This is a genomic window from Peptoniphilus duerdenii ATCC BAA-1640 (genome assembly GCF_000146345.1).
Lineage (GTDB): Bacteria > Bacillota > Clostridia > Tissierellales > Peptoniphilaceae > Peptoniphilus_B > Peptoniphilus_B duerdenii.
The window spans coordinates 1769298-1787805 of sequence record NZ_GL397071.1 but is presented as its reverse complement, the minus strand read 5'-3'; the positions used below and the strand labels follow the sequence as shown (position 1 = coordinate 1787805).

The 18508-nt window shown below is 30.2% G+C and carries 17 protein-coding genes; 16 read left to right on the top strand and 1 reads right to left on the bottom strand.

Features of this window, described 5'->3' with window-relative positions:
- Nucleotides 1-87: 87 nt before the first annotated feature.
- The 6 genes from HMPREF9225_RS08180 to HMPREF9225_RS08155 all read left to right on the top strand — a co-directional run bounded on the left by HMPREF9225_RS08180 (nt 88) and on the right by HMPREF9225_RS08155 (nt 3759).
- Nucleotides 88-366, top strand: coding sequence for an HU family DNA-binding protein (locus HMPREF9225_RS08180; protein ID WP_008902473.1), 279 nt, complete (start codon nt 88-90; stop codon nt 364-366).
- 117 nt (nt 367-483) lie between these two features.
- Nucleotides 484-684: a 50S ribosomal protein L31 gene (rpmE, locus tag HMPREF9225_RS08175; RefSeq protein WP_008902472.1), complete on the top strand. Its 201-nt coding sequence runs from the start codon at nt 484-486 to the stop codon at nt 682-684.
- Between the two features lie 38 nt (nt 685-722).
- The gene (prmC, locus tag HMPREF9225_RS08170; RefSeq protein ID WP_008902471.1) at nt 723-1526 is read left to right on the top strand and encodes a peptide chain release factor N(5)-glutamine methyltransferase; all 804 of its coding nucleotides are present in this window, start codon (nt 723-725) and stop codon (nt 1524-1526) included.
- A gap of 4 nt (nt 1527-1530) precedes the next feature.
- Nucleotides 1531-2598, top strand: a complete 1068-nt coding sequence (prfA, locus tag HMPREF9225_RS08165) for a peptide chain release factor 1 (protein ID WP_008902470.1) — start codon at nt 1531-1533, stop codon at nt 2596-2598.
- Between the two features lie 103 nt (nt 2599-2701).
- Nucleotides 2702-3247, top strand: coding sequence for a rubrerythrin family protein (locus HMPREF9225_RS08160; RefSeq protein WP_008902469.1), 546 nt, complete (start codon nt 2702-2704; stop codon nt 3245-3247).
- A 200-nt stretch (nt 3248-3447) separates the two neighbouring features.
- Nucleotides 3448-3759, top strand: a complete 312-nt coding sequence (locus tag HMPREF9225_RS08155; RefSeq protein ID WP_008902468.1) for a YerC/YecD family TrpR-related protein — start codon at nt 3448-3450, stop codon at nt 3757-3759.
- Between the two features lie 87 nt (nt 3760-3846).
- On the opposite strand, the gene HMPREF9225_RS08150 is transcribed toward HMPREF9225_RS08155, so the two are convergent.
- Nucleotides 3847-5553, bottom strand: a complete 1707-nt coding sequence (locus tag HMPREF9225_RS08150; protein ID WP_008902467.1) for an Rqc2 family fibronectin-binding protein — start codon at nt 5551-5553, stop codon at nt 3847-3849.
- A 124-nt stretch (nt 5554-5677) separates the two neighbouring features.
- Between HMPREF9225_RS08150 and HMPREF9225_RS08145 the strand changes: the two genes are divergently transcribed.
- From HMPREF9225_RS08145 to HMPREF9225_RS08100, 10 genes are all read left to right on the top strand, one after another.
- Entirely contained in the window at nt 5678-6379 is a 702-nt protein-coding gene (locus HMPREF9225_RS08145; RefSeq protein WP_008902466.1) for a response regulator transcription factor, read from the top strand.
- A complete protein-coding gene (locus HMPREF9225_RS08140) occupies nt 6376-8589 on the top strand; it encodes a sensor histidine kinase (RefSeq protein ID WP_008902465.1) in 2214 nt (737 codons plus the stop codon). The genes HMPREF9225_RS08145 and HMPREF9225_RS08140 overlap by 4 nt, the downstream gene beginning before the upstream one ends.
- A gap of 55 nt (nt 8590-8644) precedes the next feature.
- Complete coding sequence (locus HMPREF9225_RS08135; RefSeq protein WP_008902464.1) at nt 8645-9304, top strand: response regulator transcription factor; 660 nt, start codon at nt 8645-8647, stop codon at nt 9302-9304.
- Complete coding sequence (locus HMPREF9225_RS08130) at nt 9297-10274, top strand: sensor histidine kinase (RefSeq protein ID WP_008902463.1); 978 nt, start codon at nt 9297-9299, stop codon at nt 10272-10274. The genes HMPREF9225_RS08135 and HMPREF9225_RS08130 overlap by 8 nt, the downstream gene beginning before the upstream one ends.
- Nucleotides 10275-10373: 99 nt before the next feature.
- Nucleotides 10374-11063: an ABC transporter ATP-binding protein gene (locus tag HMPREF9225_RS08125; protein ID WP_008902462.1), complete on the top strand. Its 690-nt coding sequence runs from the start codon at nt 10374-10376 to the stop codon at nt 11061-11063.
- On the top strand, nt 11050-13548 hold the full coding sequence (locus HMPREF9225_RS08120; RefSeq protein WP_040551456.1) for an FtsX-like permease family protein: 2499 nt from the start codon (nt 11050-11052) through the stop codon (nt 13546-13548). The genes HMPREF9225_RS08125 and HMPREF9225_RS08120 overlap by 14 nt, the downstream gene beginning before the upstream one ends.
- Before the next feature lie 233 nt (nt 13549-13781).
- Entirely contained in the window at nt 13782-14432 is a 651-nt protein-coding gene (locus HMPREF9225_RS08115) for a response regulator transcription factor (protein ID WP_008902460.1), read from the top strand.
- A 1-nt stretch (nt 14433) separates the two neighbouring features.
- Nucleotides 14434-15294: a sensor histidine kinase gene (locus tag HMPREF9225_RS08110; protein ID WP_040551454.1), complete on the top strand. Its 861-nt coding sequence runs from the start codon at nt 14434-14436 to the stop codon at nt 15292-15294.
- A 49-nt stretch (nt 15295-15343) separates the two neighbouring features.
- A complete protein-coding gene (locus tag HMPREF9225_RS08105; protein WP_008902458.1) occupies nt 15344-16024 on the top strand; it encodes an ABC transporter ATP-binding protein in 681 nt (226 codons plus the stop codon).
- Nucleotides 16017-18452: an ABC transporter permease gene (locus HMPREF9225_RS08100; protein ID WP_008902457.1), complete on the top strand. Its 2436-nt coding sequence runs from the start codon at nt 16017-16019 to the stop codon at nt 18450-18452. The genes HMPREF9225_RS08105 and HMPREF9225_RS08100 overlap by 8 nt, the downstream gene beginning before the upstream one ends.
- The last annotated feature ends 56 nt before the right edge of the window (nt 18453-18508 follow it).

Sequence of the window (18508 nt, the reverse complement as noted above, 5' to 3'; positions counted from 1 at the left end):
AATAGAGAAACTATTGTATAATTACAGATATACAGATGATTATCATCAATTTAAAAAATTGAAATTTTCATTAATTAGGAGGATGTAATGAATAAAGCAGAATTAATTGCAAATATTGCAGAAAAAAGTAATTTAACAAAAAAAGATGCAGAAATGGCTCTTAACGGTTTCCTTACAACTGTTCAAGACGCACTTGCAAGCGGAGAAAAAGTACAACTTGTAGGATTTGGAACTTTCGAAGTTAGAGAAAGAAAAGCAAGAGAAGGAAGAAACCCAAGAAACCCTGAAGAAGTTATTAAAATTCCTGCTTCAAAAGCACCTGTATTCAGATCAGGAAAAGCACTTAAAGAAGCTGTTAATAAATAAGTTTTTTTAGCTGTATCAGTGATACAGCTATTTTAATGATTTACTTACAAGTAAAAAGCTTGTTAAACAAAAGAAATTTTGTTATAATATTTTAATGGAGAATAGGAGGTAGAAAACATGAAACAAGGAATTCATCCAGAATATAAAGAAGCAACTGTAACCTGCGCTTGTGGAAATACCTTTAAAACTGGTTCTGTTAAAGAAGATTTAAAGGTTGAAGTTTGCTCAGAGTGTCATCCATTCTACACTGGAAAACAAAAGTTTACTGACCATGGCGGACGTATTGAAAAATTCAACAAGAAATTCGGAAGAAAATAAGTTTAAGGGGAGGTTTTTTAACTTCCCTTTTTTAAATTATGAAATTAAAAGATATACAGAAAATATTAGTAGATGGTTTAGAAAATATAGAGTTTACAGATCCATTTATAGAATCTAGAAGGATTTTAATGGAAGTGCTCGATGTTTCTATGACCTACCTAATTTTAAATGAAGAACAAGAATTAAATAAAGAAAAAGAAGAAGAGATCATAGATATTTTAAATAGAAGAAAGCATGGAGAACCACTACAGTATATACTAGGTCATAGTGAATTTTATGGTCTAGACATTCTTCTAAAGGGCAAGGTACTAATTCCAAGACCAGATACTGAAGTATCTGTAGAAAACATTCTAAAGAGACTAAAATCTGGGGATAAATTTTTGGAATTGGGAGTAGGATCTGGCGCGGTGATATGTAGCGTTGCTAAGAATAGTGACGCTAAATGTTATGGAGTAGATATTTCAGAAGATGCTCTAGAATGCACTAAGCTAAATATAGAAAACTTAAACTTAAAAAATGTAGAAGTTAAATATTCGGATTTATTTGAAAATGTAGAAGGAAAATACGATATAATCTATTCAAACCCTCCATATATAAAGTCTCATGAGATTTTAAATTTACAGGTTGAGATTACAGACTATGAACCAAGGCTTGCACTTGATGGTGGAGAAGATGGACTTGATTTCTATAAAAAGATTATTTCAGAATATAGAGATTATTTGAATGAAGGCGGATATTTAATATTTGAAATAGGCCATGATCAAGGAGAGTTCTTTGAAAAATTAGGGGCTGAAATCATAAAAGATTTAAATGGACTTCCAAGAGTAGTAATAATGAGGTGATAAAATGTTTGAGAATATACAAGTGTTTGAAGATCGCTATGTAGAACTTGAAAAAGACTTAGTGAATGTAGATGTTATAAATAACTCTGCACTATACCAAAAAACGGCAATAGAACACGCAGAACTAGAGCCTATTGTACACAAGTATAGAGAATATAAAAAACTAGAAGAAGATTTAAGTGGAAACAAAGAACTTCTCACAGAAGATCTTGACGACGACATGCTTCAACTGGTAAAAGATGATATAAAAAACATAGAACAAGAATTAGAAAAAGTAACTGAAGAATTAAAGAGACTTTTAGTTCCAAAAGATCCTAATGACAACAAAAACGTAATAGTTGAGATTAGAGCTGGAGCAGGTGGAGATGAAGCTGCACTATTTGCAGGTGTACTTCTAAGACAGTACCTAATGTATGCAGAAAAATGCGGATTCAAAACAGATATCATGAGCACCAATGAAATTGGAATAGGCGGTTACAAAGAAGTAGTATTTATGATAGAAGGTAAGGGGGCCTACTCTAAATTAAAATATGAATCAGGAGTGCACAGAGTTCAAAGGGTTCCTGAAACAGAAAGTTCTGGTAGAATCCATACTAGTACCGCAACGGTTGCAGTGCTACCGGAAGCAGAAGATGTAGAAATTGAAATAGACCCATCTGATATTAGAGTCGATGTGTTTAGATCTTCTGGTAATGGTGGACAATCTGTAAACACCACTGACTCAGCTGTTAGAATCACACACTTACCAACTGGAATTGTAATTTCTTGCCAAGATGAAAAGTCACAGCTTAAAAATAAAGAGAAAGCTATGAAGATTCTAAAGACAAAACTCTATGACTTGGAACTTCAAAAGCAAGCTCAAGAACTTAGTGCAGAGAAGAGAAGTCAAATTGGTAGTGGAGATAGATCAGAAAGAATAAGGACCTACAACTATCCACAAGGTAGGGTGACAGACCATAGAATCGGACTTACTTCCCATAGAATAGATGCCATAAACAATGGTGATTTAGACGAAATAATAGATGCACTAACTCAATATTATGAAGCTAAAAAAATTGAAAATATGGATTAAGCTTATGATTTGATAAGCCCATTTTTACTATAAAATCTTGAATAAAACCTCCTAATATAGTATTATATACAAGTAAAGGTATAAAATTTTAGGAGGTATTATTATGAACGCAATGACAAGTGAAAACTTAAGATCAGCATTTGGTGGAGAATCTCAAGCACATATGAGATATAGAATTTGGGGAAACGAAGCTGAAAAACAAGGATTCCCAAATGTAAAGAGATTATTTGATGCTACATCAGAAGCTGAAGCAGTTCACGCAACACTACACTTCAAAGCTCTAAAAGATGTAAAGGGTGATTTCTCAGTTACATCAGGAGCAGGATTTGGACTTGGAACTACATCAGAAAATCTTCAAGCAGCAGCAGATGGAGAAAGATTTGAATTTACTCAAATGTATCCAGCATATATTGCAGTTGCTGAATTCCAAGAAGAAAAAGAAGCTGTACGTGCAATGAGATTTGCAGTTGAAGCTGAAAAAGTACACGAAGAAAGATATCTAGAAGCTAAGAAAGACGTAGATGCAGGACATGACTTAAAAGCAGAAAATATTCTACTTTGCCCAGTATGTGGATATATCACATTCGATGCAAACGAAGAATCTTGCCCAATCTGTCATACAAAATCTTCAAAGTTCGTAGCTTACTAATTATTTTAAAAGATATATTAAAACTCTTTTCTAAAAGGAAGGAGTTTTTTTATGCGGTAAAATATTAATAGTATAATTCACAAATTTTTCACACATTAAAGTGCTTTGTATGTTAAAATGTTAGAAAGAAAAGATAGTATTACATATTGACTTTAACGTGTAAAACTGTTAGTATAAAACTTACAAAAAGGAGGATTTAAATGTATAGCTCTAAAATTAAGAACGAACAAACAGACGGATTTTTTGAAGCGGTTCTTCAATTAAAAAATATGGAAGAATGTTACAGATTCTTCGAAGATATTTGTACAGTTAAAGAAATTCAAGCAATTGCACAAAGACTTGAAGTAGTTAAATTACTTGTACAAAACAAAACTTACCATGAAATCGAAGAAGAAACAGGTGCTTCAACAGCTACAATATCTAGAATAAATAGATCACTTAACTATGGTTCTGACGGATATAAACTAGTTCTTGAAAGAATAGGAATAAAATTCGACAGCAAGAAAAAATAATAATTAATAATAGCGGTTAGTCCGCTATTTTTTTATATAATTTTAATGAATAAAAAATGCTACGAAAAATTCGTAGCATTAATTTATTTAATCATTCTTTATATTGATGGTCTTAAAGTCTGTATATACAGCAAGACCTAGTACCTTTTGAGGATGTCTCTTCACATTTATTTTTTCCGTGTAATCAACTGATATATTTGAAGAATATCTCACTGAAGAGTACTTAGCTGCAAGTGTAGCAGCGTATTCAATTGCACTTTCAGAGAACTCCCTACCATCATTTTTAATAATTACATGGGATCCTGGTGCATCCTTTACGTGGAACCAAAGATCATTTCTTCCTGCAGTTTTAAATGTAAGATTGTCGTTTTGTCTGCTATTTTTGCCGACGAAGATTGTAAAACCATCATCCGTTTTAAATTCAAGGGGTTTGGAAAGTTTTACCTTTTTCTTATTCTTCTTTTTTATAAATCCAAAATTTCTAAGTTCATCTTGTATTTCTTCGATGTCTTCCTTTTTTTCAGCAATTTCTAAATAAGATTTTGCAGATTCTAGATATAAAAGTTTATTTTTTGTATTTTCAATTTCTGGTTTTAAAACCTCTTCACGAACCTTCATCTTTTGATAAGTTTTGTAGAATTTTCTTGCGTTCTCTTGAGCGGAAAGTCTTGCGTCTAGGGGAATAGTGATAGGATTCATGTTGTCAAAGAAATTTTCTAGTGTAACTTCTTTTTCACCTTTTTCAATTCTATAAGAGTTTGAAGAGATAAGGTCGCCGTAAACTTTGTACTTCTCACGATTTTTAGAATCTTCCTGTTCAATTACAAGTTTTTCCAATTTCTTTTCGAGTTTAGAAATATTGTGATCCACCACTTTTAGTACATCGGATCCAATGTTTTTAAGATTTATATCCTTTGATTTTTCAAAATAAAATTTATCTATTGCAGAGGAAATGCTTGGTAATTCTTCTAAACTAGAACTATTGTAGTAGCTTGGTTTAAAAGAAGTAAAGTCGATTAGTTTTCTCTCGCTATTATAGATTAAATAAGCCTTGTCAGTATGATCTAAATCAGAAAAAAACTTAGCTATTTTATCTCCGGTAGTTTCGTTTAGTTCAAGCCCACTTAGAGGAATGTCCTCATCAATAGATAGTCTCTCTGCAAGCTCTCTCGCTGTTGTGTTACTAATTCCTGTAAAGAGATTTACAAAAGTATTCTTAATAGATTTTCCCTTTGGTGCTTCATCTAAAATTTTTATAAAATCTTCTGAGTTTAAACCGAGAGGATTTATTTTATCTGAAATTACTTCAAAATTGTATTCTAATCCAGGAAGCACAGAACGGACGCGAGAAATATGCGGCCCAATTCTCTTTATAGAATCTATAATCTTTCCGTCTTCAGTAAGTATTATATTTGAATGTCTGCCCATGATTTCTAAATTTAGTCTTTTTATTACCAAATCTCCAAGTTCAGATCTACTTTCTATATCTATAAATAGGATTCTGTCCATCTTGTGTTGAGAAATATCTTTTATTACTCCACTTTGCAGATGTTTCCTAAGAAGCATACAAAAGGAAGGTGGCATCTGTGGATTTTCATAATCAATTTCTGTCAAATTTATTCTTGGAAATGTGGCATTGGTTGATATGAATAGTCTGTATTTTTCGCCCATTTCTCTCATCTGTATAATTATATCCGTATCGTTTGTTTGATATATTTTTTCTATTTTTAATCCGAGAATTTTGTCTCTCAGTTCATTTTTTAAAGCTAGCATGGTAGATCCATCGTAAGCCATAAAATCACCTCATAAAAATTATATCAAGAAGAAAGGTATTTACCAAATTATTTTCGATTCATAATTAATAGTTTTTTAAGAAATTAAGACTTATTTATTTGATAGAATATAGTTGGAGGTTACTATGGACGTATATAATATTTTAGTCGCAGAAGACGATAAAGAGATAAGAGATTTAATAGGACTTTATTTAGAAAGAGAAAATTACAGAGTTTTCTACGCAGAAGATGGAGAAAAGTGCCTGGAAATATTTGATAGAGAACATATTGATTTAATCATCATGGATCTTATGATGCCTAATGTATCTGGGGAAGATGCAATTCTTAGAATCAGAGAAAATTCTTATGTGCCAATCATAATTCTATCTGCCAAGTCCCAAGAATTTGAAAAGATAATCGGTTTAAATATCGGGGCAGATGACTATATGACCAAACCATTTAACCCATCTGAGTTAATGGCGAGGGTGGCATCACAACTTAGAAGAACAAAAAAGTATGTAAAAGAAAGTGCAAGCATCGTAGAAATTGGGAATTTAAAACTGGATAAGAATCAAAAGACAATATTTTTAAATAATAAAAAGATAGACCTAACAAATATAGAATATTTGATTCTAGAGTTTATGATGAGTAATCCAAACGTCGTATTTTCAATAGATAAAATCTATGAAGAAGTTTGGAATGAGCCTGCGATAGATCCTAAGACAGTCACTGTTCACATAAGAAGGATTAGAGAAAAGATTGAAGCTGATCCACAAAACCCAATCTATTTAAAAGTTAAATGGGGAATGGGATATATTTTTGTAGATCCGAGAAAGAATGATAAATGATGAAGAAGATATTTAAAGAGTACAAATATGTACCGATTGTGACGATTATACTTCTCATAATTTCTATTACCTCAGCTAGCATTGTAGGAACTATAAAGTCTCAATCGAAAACTAAAAATCTATCTGGACAAATTAAATATTCTATAAATGACCAGATAAATTTAAGTCTTTATAAACTCCTTGATATGAAGACTGAATTCTTCTATGATTACGCAATAAAATCCATAAAAAACGATAGCAAAATTGTAAATAGCAGCTTCTACTACGAATCAAAAGATGGTAAGCTTATGATCTATAAGACCAGCGGAGGAATTCTATATTCTGGAGAAAAGGGTGAGACCATTTCAGAAGAAAAGGAGGACGGATTCGTAATCAGTGGAGATGGCTACAAGAAATTAGTTGATTTTTCTGGAAATGTTTCTGTTTTCTATGCCAACAAAGAAATAAATGAAACTGAAAAAGAAAAACTAGAAGATGGAAAATTTATCTATCCAAGATATCTAACCAATATGGAAGAGTTTTCTCCAATGGATCCTAGAAAGTTCGATAAAAAAATACATGGTCTAATAATAAAGGGCTCCTATGAAAATAAAAAGCTAAATCCAATTACAATTTCTAGAACCTATTCGGAAGATATCTTTAAAAAATATGATAAAAATATTATAAAGAGTTTTGAAAAGAGTGTACTAGATGCGGTTACAAATTCTTATTCCAACATAGATAATACGGATATTATTTCTCTATATTTTTATTATGGAGTGGATTATTCCAGCAAAAATTTTGCAAAACTATATAACAATATTATCTTTTCAGAGTATTATCAAAACCCAGTCCTAATCAGTGGATATGTGTTTTTAATAGCGATGGCGCTATACGGATTGCTATTCGACATATCGGTAAGAAAATCTAAGTATGTAAAGACTGCCTTTAGAATTCCAGCGGAAGTGATATTTCTATTGACATACTACTTCTTCTTTATATTTCTAATTCATACTAATTATATAAATCTAACCCGGTTTGACAATACATTTAGAATGGACGGTAGCCTCAATACATTGGTGTTACAATTTTATATATTTGCATTTGTAGCATCTGCATTCGTATTTTTGAGCTTACTTTTCTTGAGGGATATTCTTAAAAATAGAATAAAATCTCAGGTAGTTGAGCATTCACTTGCAACCAAAATTTCTAGAGTTATAAATAAAAATTTCAGCCTAGAAAATTTATCCAACATCAAGATATTAATAATCTATATTTTGTTTATCTTTGCAGGAATTATTGGAATTGAATCTGTAAATTACGCTTATAGAGGAAATATTTTTGCAATTTGGTTTATACTTATTACAGTATTTGCAATATATTTTGCAACCAATGCAAAAGATTATAAGAAGATAATGGAATATTCAAAATATCTAGCGGAAGGAAATTTTGAAAATAATTTAGAAGAAATAGATGGCTACGAAAAGGTGGTTGAAAATCTAAATAGAACTGGAAGAAATTTGGATAATATTTTAAGCGAAAAATTGGATTCTGAAAAGTTAAAATCTGAACTAATAACCAATGTTTCCCATGATCTCAAAACTCCACTTACATCGGTTATAAACTATTCAACTCTTCTAAAAGATGAAAATTTATCCTTAGAAGATAGAATAAAATATGCGAAAATTGTAAATCAAAAGAGTATGAAGATCAAGTATTTAATCGAAGATCTATTTGAAATATCTAAGATAAGATCTGGAGAAATAGATGTGCACAAAGTCGATTTCGAATTAAATGAGATGCTGCTTCAGATGATAGGAGAGTGGGAAGACAAGTTTAAAGAAAGAGGACTAGAAATTATATCAAGTTCATCAAGCGCCGCAGAAGTAAATCTAGATCCAGATTTAATGTATAGGGTTTTCCAAAATATTTTTTCAAATATCTATAAGTATGCCTTAGAAAATACAAGGGTCTACGTAGATCTATTTGTAAATCAAGAGATAGCTATAATATTTAAAAATATTTCCAAAGAGGAATTAAATTTAAGTTCAAAAGAACTTCTTGAAAGATTTGTAAGGGGAGATAGCTCAAGGAAGACAGAAGGAGCAGGGCTTGGACTCTCAATAGCTAAATCTTTAGTAGAAGTACAAGATGGAGAGTTCTATATAGACATCGACGGTGATTTATTTAAACAATCCATAGTGTTTAAAAATAAATTTATAGGAATATAATATTTCTATGTAGGAAAAAATTAAGAACTCAAGCTTTGAAAATTGGAGTATAGAATTGAAAATACTGATGATTGAAGATGACAGCACAATTGCCTTTGCTGTTAAAACTTACTTAAACAAGCATAATATTGAAACTATTATTTATAACAATCTTTCTCTGACAGAAAATCTTAATTTTAATGATTTTAATTTAATTCTACTTGATGCCAATCTTCCAGATGGATCAGGCTTTAATTTTTTAAAGTGGCTGAGGGGATTTTCTGATATTCCTGTAATAATGCTTACTGTAAAAAATGAAGATGAATATATTATAAAAGGTCTTTCTCAAGGAGCAGATGATTATATTACAAAACCTTTTTCTCTCCCTGTTCTAAAGGCGAGAATAGAAAATGTTTTTAGTAGAAAAATTAAAAAAGTGAATGAGCTGACTTTTGAAAATTTATCTTTAGATCTTATATCAAAACAAGCTTCCATAGATGGAAAAGATTTAGACCTTAACTTAAAAGAGTTTGCTATATTGGAAATGCTCTTAGAAAATCAAGATATAAATTTACTAAGAGAGCGAATTTTAGATTATGTATGGGGTTATGATTTTTATGAAGTAAATGACAATACCCTAACTGTCACCATAAAAAGACTCAGATCTAAACTTGGAGATTATGGCAGTCATATAAAAACTCTTAGAGGGATAGGATATAGGTGGGACAATGAGTAAAAACAAAAATATTTTACTTGTCTTAATTTTAAATTTGATAATGTCTTTGTTTGTAGTTTATCTCAATCCAAGATTTGATATTCTAACACTTATTGGATTTCTAGTTATAAATATAATTCTATTTATAGTTATTTCAAAAATTGAAAAGAAAAAAGAAAAATCTCTTGAGGATAAAATCAACAATATATTTAACCTCCTACATTCACTTGATATAAACTCTGATAATTATGAAATTATAGATGATGAATTTGGAAAATTAAGAGATGAGATTATTAAAATTATTATAGAAAACAAGAGAATAGCTGAAAATGCTGAGAAGAATAAAGAAATTCTAAGGGAATATACGGAAGATATTGCCCATCAAATAAAAACTCCATTGACGGGGTCCTTATTATTACTTGACTTATTAGAAGACGAAGAAGATGAATCGGTAAAAGAATTTATATCTAGACTTAGGGACAATCTTCTTAGACTCCACAACTTATCTGATATTTTATTAAAACTTGCCGCCCTTGATTCAGGTACAATAGAAATGACAAAAGATAGGATATCAGCTCGAGGATTGATTGAAGATATCATACAAAACCTAAAAGATTATTTTATTAATGATAATGTTGAAATTCTACTTTATGGAGATGATTTTAATCTTATATGCGATAAGAAATGGACCTATGAAGCAGCATTTAATGTGATGAAAAATGGTCTAGAAGCAACAGAAGATAGGCATATAGAAATTCACTTAAAAGATACGAACTTATATAAGAGCATATTAGTAGAAGATTTCTCAGATGGATTAGATCGACAAATGTTAGAAAAAGTTTTTAGACGTTTTTATAAAGCGGATCCAAATTCAAAAGGCTATGGTATTGGACTTCCAATGGCAAAATCTGTTATGGAAAGACAAAATGGAGAGCTTTTATATCATAAGGGGAAGAAATCAAATTCCTTTGAACTGAGATTTTATAACTGATTTAATTATGGCTGTGTAAATAAAGCACAGTCTTTTTTTCTAGTCACTTTCCAGTCACTTAAGCCTAGTATTATATAGACAAGTTAAGGAGGATGCAATATGAATATAGTAAAAACAGTTGATTTAACAAAAACATATAAGGGCGGAGTAGAAGTAAATGCCCTTTCAAATGTAAACTTTGAACTAGAAAAAGGAGACCTAGTTGCCATCATTGGAGACAGTGGATCTGGCAAATCTACACTACTTCATTTACTTGCAGGAGTAGATACACCAACAAGTGGTGATATATTTATTCAAGATAAAAATATTACCAAGTTTAACAAAGATGAGATGACAGTATTTCGCAGAAGAAATATTGGTGTTGTCTATCAATTTTTTAATTTGATTCCAAACATCAACGTTCGAAAAAATATTTTACTTCCTCTTTTATTAGACAATAAAAATGTAGATGAAGAATATTTAAAGGAAATTTTATCAATACTAGGAATAGAAGGAAAGCTTGATAGGTATCCAAAACAATTATCCGGTGGAGAGCAACAAAGAGTCGCTATTGCCAGAAGTTTGATTACAAGACCTGCAATAATATTAGCAGATGAACCTACAGGAAATCTTGATAGAAAAAATTCTGAAGAAATCACAGGACTTTTCAGACTTGTAAATAAAAGATTAAATTCTACAATTATGATAATAACTCATGATGAAAAAGTAGCAAATTCTTGTGATAAGGTCTATAGAATGGTAGATGGTAGGTTAAATTTCTTAGGAGATGGAACTTATGAAAATTATTAATGACCTAGCTGATGGAGCTGTAAAAAATAATAAGAAAGACAGTTTTGCTATTAAAATTTCCATACTTTTAGCAGTTATATTGCTAGGTACAGTTGTATTTATTGTAGGATCCTTAAAACATGACGAGTATAACTACGTAAGAAAAACTATTGGAGACTACCATGTAGCAATTACAGAAGTTGATGAAAAACTATATGATAAATTAATAAATGATACGGATATAGAAAAAATTTCTTTTAATAAAATTATAGAGACAGATTTAAATGCTAATATTTATGAAAATGGAAAATATAGCAACCTATTAACTGGCTACGAAATAAAAAAAGGAAGAGAACCTAATAATTCAAATGAACTATTAGTACCAGAAAGATTTTTAACAAATAATAAAACTTATGATATAGGCTCTAAAATTACTGCAAGTGATAAAACTTATACCATAGTTGGAGTCTATGATGATTATGGATATTCTTTTGAAAAGTCTATGTTACTTACTATGGCTGATAGTGATAAAAAGATAGACTTATTAAAAAATAATGGAGGTTTAGAAGCCCTAATATGGTATAAGCATCCAAGAGATACTTATACAAAGACTAGAGAAATTTTATCTACTATGAATATAGACGAGAAGTCTTCAATAGAAATAGGAAGACTATCTTATAACACAGATATTTTAGAGTATAAGATGATTTATCCTCAAGGAATATTTCCACCTAAGTCGGTGATAAAATCTGCTGTAGAAGAATATAGTGCGTATTTCTTTCTAGTTTTTCTATTTGCTTTTATTATCTATGGTGCTTTTAATGTATGGAATAATAGAGATTTAAAGGAAATTGCCCTATTAAAAAGCACAGGTATGACTGCAAAACAAGTTAAAAAAATGATAAAAAAGAAAGCCTTTAAACTATCTGCATTGCCAGTAACTTTAGGTACACTACTGTCCTGGGTTTTCGCAAACTTATTAATGTATTTAATGTGGCTTAATAACTCAGTATCCTATAAGAATATGTCTGAGATAATTGGAGAAAGTTTTAAGGCACCAGATTTTCACCTAATTTATTTAGATCTTACTTCTATTTTAATAATTATTTTATTATCGCTTTTGACAGTATATTTATCTGCGACAATCCCTGCTAGGAAAAGTGCAAAAATAAAAATAATAGAAGGCTTAAATGGTATTACAGAAAAAAATATAAAATTAGGAAAATCAAAAATAAATGGACCTATAGAAAAGACTTTAGCAAAAGATTATTATAGGTCATATCGATCAACATATCGAATTATTGTAATCTCAATGGCTCTTTCTGCCTTTGTACTGACTACAGTTTTAGTTAGCCAGTCCTATAGAACTTTGAACGAAAAATATAACTCTTATAAAAGTCCTTACAATTTTAATTCAAGTATTTACACTGATAAGAATTTAGATGAAAACTTATTAGCTGATTTAGAAAAAGTTGACGGAATAAAAGAGCTTCACCTATATCAAAGAAATGATACAAAATTTTATGTTGACGATAATAAAGATTTAATTTCTAAAGACTTAAAAGATTCTTTAGCTAGTGGCAAAATAGAAAATGATAGACTATATGCAAGCTTATATGCTTTAACAGATGAAGATTTTGAAGAGCTTTTAAAAGAAAATAACATAACTAATGCATCTTACTTATTGCTTAATAAGATAAGAAAAGACAATAGAACGCCTTACGCTTTTAGCGAGTATATAAAAATTTCTGATAAGGATACAGGAAAAGTTACTTTAAAATATAATGCACAGGGCAAACCAATAAATATAAAAATTGACGCAAGTATTGATGAAATGCCTTATGACTTAGAAGCTTATGATAATAATGAAATATCCATCTACACAAGCACAAGTAATATGAAGAAATTTATTGATGAATATGGAATAGATGAAGGCGACCCAGTTTATTATTACTTTGTAAAAATTAAAGCTGATAATAATAAAGAAAAAGTATTTGAAGATGCTGAAAAAGTAATTTCAAATTATGTACCAAAGTCTGACCATGGAACAGCTACAGAAATTTTAAGAGAAGCAACAAGTAAAGAGCAAACAAGGAATGAAAGACTTTTAAACCTAGCTATTCAAATCATTCTAATAACAATTGCTCTTTCCAATGCCTACAATAGTTTTAAAGGCAACCTTAGAGCGAGAGCCAATGATTTTAAACTCCTATCCACTACAGGTATGACAGAAAAACAAATGGAAAAGATGGTCTTTGGAGAAGGAAAAATACTGTTTAAAAATATTTTCTTAGCCTATGTCTTTATGTTCATTATTGGAATTGTATTAAGAGCCTATAGAAGCAACTATGAATTAGCATTTGCGATAAAAGGCCTGATAACAAATATGAATTATATCCCTCTGATAATAGTATTTGTATTTATGATTGCAGGAGTTTTATTTGCAATAAAAAGTGGTCTTAAAACAATAAACGAAAACTCAGATAATACTTTCAAGAGTATATAAGAAAAAGGCTGTGAGCATTAAACTCATAGCCTTTTTTTCTTTTCATGTTAAGATTTATGAAAGTATTTTTCTAAAATACCTAATTCAGAAAGCCTTTAAGGATATTTTAATATAATTGATAATGGTATACTATAAGTGTAAATATTGGTTAGTAGTATAAAATAGCTTATAGACGAATGATATAAAACAAAATATTTTAATAAATTTCAAAGTAAGTACATGGGAGGGTTAGGATGAAGAGTGTTTTGATTATAGAGGATAATAAAGAAATTGCCTTACAAATGGAAGAGTATTTAGTTAATAATGGTTATGAAGTAGAGATTGCATCATCTTTTTACGAAGCAAGCTATAAGATGAATGTAGACATGGACGTGGCACTACTTGATATAAACCTACCAGATAAAGACGGTCAACATTTGATTAAAAAGTTAAAAGATAAGGACATAAGAGTTATTGTAACAACAGTAAAAAATGATGAAGATTTTATAATTGATGCCCTAGATCAAGGAGCAGATGATTACTTAACAAAGCCATTTTCCCTAGCAATATTAAGGGCAAGAATTGATGCAGTTTTAAGGACAATACCTTTAACTCAAGACAAAATCCTTACTTACAAGGATATCAAAATAGATTTAAAAGAATCAAAAGTTTATTTTAAAGCTAGTCAAATAGAGCTAACCCCACTTGAGTATGAAATCCTAGTTTTATTTATTAAAAATCCTCATCGAGTTTATACGAGAGGTCAGCTGTTAGAAATGTTTTGGGAAGACAGGGATAAGTTTGTAAATGACAATACTCTCACATCAACTATTAAGAGAATTAGAGAAAAACTTGATAAGGAAGTTATTTCTACTGTTAGAGGAATTGGATATAGGATGGATTAAGATGATATATGTATTTTGGATAATAAGTCTTTTACTTCTTTATTATTTTTTAGAAAAAAGAAAGAAAAATAGAATAAATGAGCTTATAGATCTGATAGAAAAAATGAAGGATCAAGACTATAAAATTCCTATGAAGCAAGATGATTTTTCAATTTTAGAAGATAAGATTTACAAACTTTTTATAGAAATAATAGAAGCCAAAGAGACAAGTGCTAGAAATAGTGAAAAGCAAATAGAATACCTAGAAGATATCGCCCATCAAATCAAAACTCCTATTACATCTATGCTTTTTTCCATAGAAAATTTGGAGATGGACTTTCCAGATAATAGAGACATAGAGATTTTAAAAAGGCAAACTATCAGATTAAATTCTCTATCAGATATTTTGCTCAAACTATCAAGCCTTGATGCAAATAAAGATCTTATGAAAAAAGAAGAAATTCGTTTAGATGAATTAGTGGATTATGCTTTAGATAGTTTGGATTTAAAGAGATCTATAAATGTAGAAATAGGGGAGAGTTTAAAGGAAAATAGTATTTGTGGAGATTTTTATTGGCTGGCAGAAGCTCTTATTAATATTATAAAGAATGCTGATAATAGACCGTCTTGTGATAAAATCTTGGTTTCATCTTATAAAAATCCTCTCTATACAAGCTTAATCATCGAAGATAATGGCGGAGGAATAGAAAAAGAAAATATGAAAAAAATTTTTAAACGCTTTTATAAAACCCCCGACTCAAATGGCTTTGGGATAGGTCTTGCCATGGCGAAGACAATTGTCGAAAAAAACAATGGGGAGATTTCTGTTTCCAATATTGATGCTGGTGCAAGATTTGAAATTAAATTTTACAATGTCACTTAAAAGTCACTTTACTTTAATAAGCTTTCTTTAAGATAATAAGGAGGCAAGTATGGAAATATTAAAAGTAGAAAACTTAAGAAAAGAATACGGTGAGGGAGATTCTAAAGTTATTGCCTTAGATGGAGTTGACCTTGAAATTGAAAGAGGAGAGTTTGTCGCCATTGTCGGACCAAGTGGATCTGGAAAATCTACACTTTTGCACATTGTAGGAGGGGTAGATAGTCCAGATGATGGTAAGGTTTATATAGATGGTAACGACATCTCAAAGTATTCTTCAAAGGAACTAGCCTATTTTAGAAGAAGAAAAGTCGGACTAATTTATCAGTTTTATAATTTAATACCAAATTTAACAGTCAGACATAACATAGAACTTCCATTAAAACTTGATAAAAGAAAAATAAGTCAAGATGAATTTTCAGATATAGTAAAAAAACTTGGTATAGAAAGTAAACTTGATTCTTTTCCAAGTGAATTATCAGGAGGCCAACAGCAAAGAGTTGCCATAGCGAGAAGTCTTATCTACAATCCATCTATAATATTAGCGGATGAACCAACGGGTAATTTGGATAGAAAAAATTCTAAGGAAATAATTGAAATTTTTAAATATTTTAACAAAACTTTAAAACAGACGATTATCCTAATCACCCATGACGAAGAGATAGCCTTACAAGCAAATCGAATTGTTACAATAGTCGATGGAAAAATTGTAGGAGATGAGAAACATGAATAAGAAGAATTTTCCTATTTTCATCTCATTATTTATTGTAAGTCTGTTTTTTACTGTGGTTTTTTATTACGGATATACAAATATGAAGGCTAACTATGGTTATTACATGGCTTCAAGCTTTTATCATGGAGAGATTAAAGAAGAGCTTTCAAATGAAGATGTTGAAAAACTAAAGTCCATTGAAGATATAGATTTGGTTGGAAAAATGTCTCTTGAACCTGACAACGGAAAGCTTGGCGACGATTTAGTCGTTGTCAACTATCTAGACGAAGCAATCAATAAGATGAGAGAGTATTCTAGACTTACTTACGGCAGATTTGCTGAAAAGGAAGACGAAATTGTACTATCTGAAAGCCTCGTAAAGAAAAATAAACTTAAAATAGGCGACAAGGTTGAACTTGATATGGGCAAAAGGTTTTTAGATGGAGAAGAGATAGGTCCCACAAGTGCAAATACTGACAGGGAAAAATTTGAGATTAAAGGTTCTAAAAGTTTTACTTTAGTCGGTGTTTATGGAGATGTCTACAACAAGTACAGCAAACTAAGTTTTGCCTTAGGACTACAAGATAAAATGACCACTTTCAGAACATTTATAAAATTTCATTCATTTGAAGAAGCTTACAAGAATATAGATAAGATACAAAATGAAATAAATAAGAGACTTGGTAAAGATGTTCATTTAGAATTTTCTAAAAGTCTTATAAACTATTATGGATTAGAAAACGAACTCTTACAAAATATAATGAAAAAGGCCGTTCTTGTTCTATCGGTTCTTGGATGCATAGCAATCTTTGTGTTTTTTATAAAAAACATCTTTTGGGTTTGGGGGCTAAGGAAGATTAGAGAGCTTTCCATCTATAAATCTATTGGATCCACCAATGTACAAATTTATCTCTTACTTCTAAAGGAAGGGCTTGTTACAACTATAGTTCCAATAATTTTAGGACACATTGCAGGATTTTTCTTTATGTATTCTTTGTATAAAAACATAACAAAAGGTGAAGGAGTAAGTGCCTTTGAAGTTATAAAATTTAATCCCTTATTAAGTTTGGCGATACTTTTCGTTTCTTTTGTGATTGTAGCATTAGCTATTAAATCTCCTGCGAAAAAGATTTCTAAAATAAATATTATAGACGGCATAAGAGGGAATATAGATTTTTCAAAATCAAAGAAGAAAAGAGCCAAAGATTTTTGGAAGGAATTAAAACTCAACAACTTAGCTTCAATAAAATCACAGAGATATATTTCTGCAATAGGTATAATTATCATTTCGGTTTTTATAATCACTATAGCCATCTCATTTTACTACAGAGATTTTTCTCGTTACGATAATGGCTATAATTTTTCTGTGGATTATTTTAGTGAAAAGAACCAAGTCCCAAAAATATTAAAAGAAATTGTAGATAAAATTCCTAACGAAAAGTCTTATATTTCAAAAGATAAGTATGTTCAAGTGGAAAACAATAACGAATTCTCAAAAGAAGCAAAGGCAGCTGGATTAGACGAGGAAGCTAGAAAGAATATAGAAAAATATAAGGCAAAGGGTATGGATGGATTTATCATCGCCTTGGAAGAAAAAGACTTAAAAGAACTTGGAGGAAAGAAGGGTGAATTTGTCCTCTACAATACAATTCAAGAAGATTCTTCTATTCCAATAGCAAAGGCAAAGAGAATTCCATATTTTGAAAACCCACAGAGTTTAGACATTAACTTTGAAAATGATTCTAATAAGACTATTAAAATTTCAAAGACAATAACAGATTTGGGAAAATATAAGTCGAGAACAATGCCTTTTGATGTAAAAGTTTATACAGATTTTGACACTTATTTTAAGCTTATGGAAGAATCAGGTGATGAGAAATATACAGGATATGCCTATACTTTGAATATGAAGGTAAAAGACTCTGATACCAAAGATGTAAAAGAATATGTAGAGGCCATGATCAGAGAACAAATTTCACCTGAAGATAGATTTAATATCACAACAGGTGAAGAAATCGCAACAAATGAATATAAGGCAGTTAAAAGTTATATAAAACTTGTAATAGGAATAGCATCGATCATCTTTGTATTAAATATCACCAACGGTTACTCGTCCATTAATTTAAGTCTCATGAGCAGAAAAAAAGAAATCGGGAGTCTTTACTCTTGCGGGATGGATGTAGATGAGTTAAAGAACATCTATCAAAAAGAATTTATTGAAGAACAGGTAAAATCCTTTATAATTTCTATTATGGTGAGCTTAGGAGTTATGTTTATAATATCATTAGTAGTCCCTAGTTTAAGGATGAGTACTTTAATAAAATATTATGACTACAAAAGCTTCCTAGGATTTTCATTAGTCGTCTATGGTATTAATCTAATCATCTATCATTTTTCTTTAAAGAGAATTTTAGACAGACCGACCATAGATTTAATTCGAACAATATAATTTTAATTCAACTATTTATAATAACTGTATAAAAAAGACGAGGATTTTTATTTTTC

Excerpts from the sequence above, each read along its gene's own strand:
- rpmE (WP_008902472.1), top strand. The coding sequence starts at position 484 with ATGAAACAAGGAATTCATCCAGAATATAAAGAAGCAACTGTAACCTGC.
- HMPREF9225_RS08160 (WP_008902469.1), top strand. The coding sequence starts at position 2,702 with ATGAACGCAATGACAAGTGAAAACTTAAGATCAGCATTTGGTGGAGAA.
- HMPREF9225_RS08140 (WP_008902465.1), top strand. The coding sequence starts at position 6,376 with ATGATGAAGAAGATATTTAAAGAGTACAAATATGTACCGATTGTGACG.
- HMPREF9225_RS08130 (WP_008902463.1), top strand. The coding sequence starts at position 9,297 with ATGAGTAAAAACAAAAATATTTTACTTGTCTTAATTTTAAATTTGATA.
- HMPREF9225_RS08100 (WP_008902457.1), top strand. The coding sequence starts at position 16,017 with ATGAATAAGAAGAATTTTCCTATTTTCATCTCATTATTTATTGTAAGT.
- HMPREF9225_RS08110 (WP_040551454.1), top strand. The coding sequence starts at position 14,434 with ATGATATATGTATTTTGGATAATAAGTCTTTTACTTCTTTATTATTTT.
- HMPREF9225_RS08115 (WP_008902460.1), top strand. The coding sequence starts at position 13,782 with ATGAAGAGTGTTTTGATTATAGAGGATAATAAAGAAATTGCCTTACAA.
- HMPREF9225_RS08180 (WP_008902473.1), top strand. The coding sequence starts at position 88 with ATGAATAAAGCAGAATTAATTGCAAATATTGCAGAAAAAAGTAATTTA.
- prfA (WP_008902470.1), top strand. The coding sequence starts at position 1,531 with ATGTTTGAGAATATACAAGTGTTTGAAGATCGCTATGTAGAACTTGAA.
- HMPREF9225_RS08120 (WP_040551456.1), top strand. The coding sequence starts at position 11,050 with ATGAAAATTATTAATGACCTAGCTGATGGAGCTGTAAAAAATAATAAG.
- HMPREF9225_RS08105 (WP_008902458.1), top strand. The coding sequence starts at position 15,344 with ATGGAAATATTAAAAGTAGAAAACTTAAGAAAAGAATACGGTGAGGGA.
- HMPREF9225_RS08145 (WP_008902466.1), top strand. The coding sequence starts at position 5,678 with ATGGACGTATATAATATTTTAGTCGCAGAAGACGATAAAGAGATAAGA.
- HMPREF9225_RS08150 (WP_008902467.1), bottom strand. The coding sequence starts at position 5,553 with ATGGCTTACGATGGATCTACCATGCTAGCTTTAAAAAATGAACTGAGA.
- HMPREF9225_RS08125 (WP_008902462.1), top strand. The coding sequence starts at position 10,374 with ATGAATATAGTAAAAACAGTTGATTTAACAAAAACATATAAGGGCGGA.
- HMPREF9225_RS08155 (WP_008902468.1), top strand. The coding sequence starts at position 3,448 with ATGTATAGCTCTAAAATTAAGAACGAACAAACAGACGGATTTTTTGAA.
- prmC (WP_008902471.1), top strand. The coding sequence starts at position 723 with ATGAAATTAAAAGATATACAGAAAATATTAGTAGATGGTTTAGAAAAT.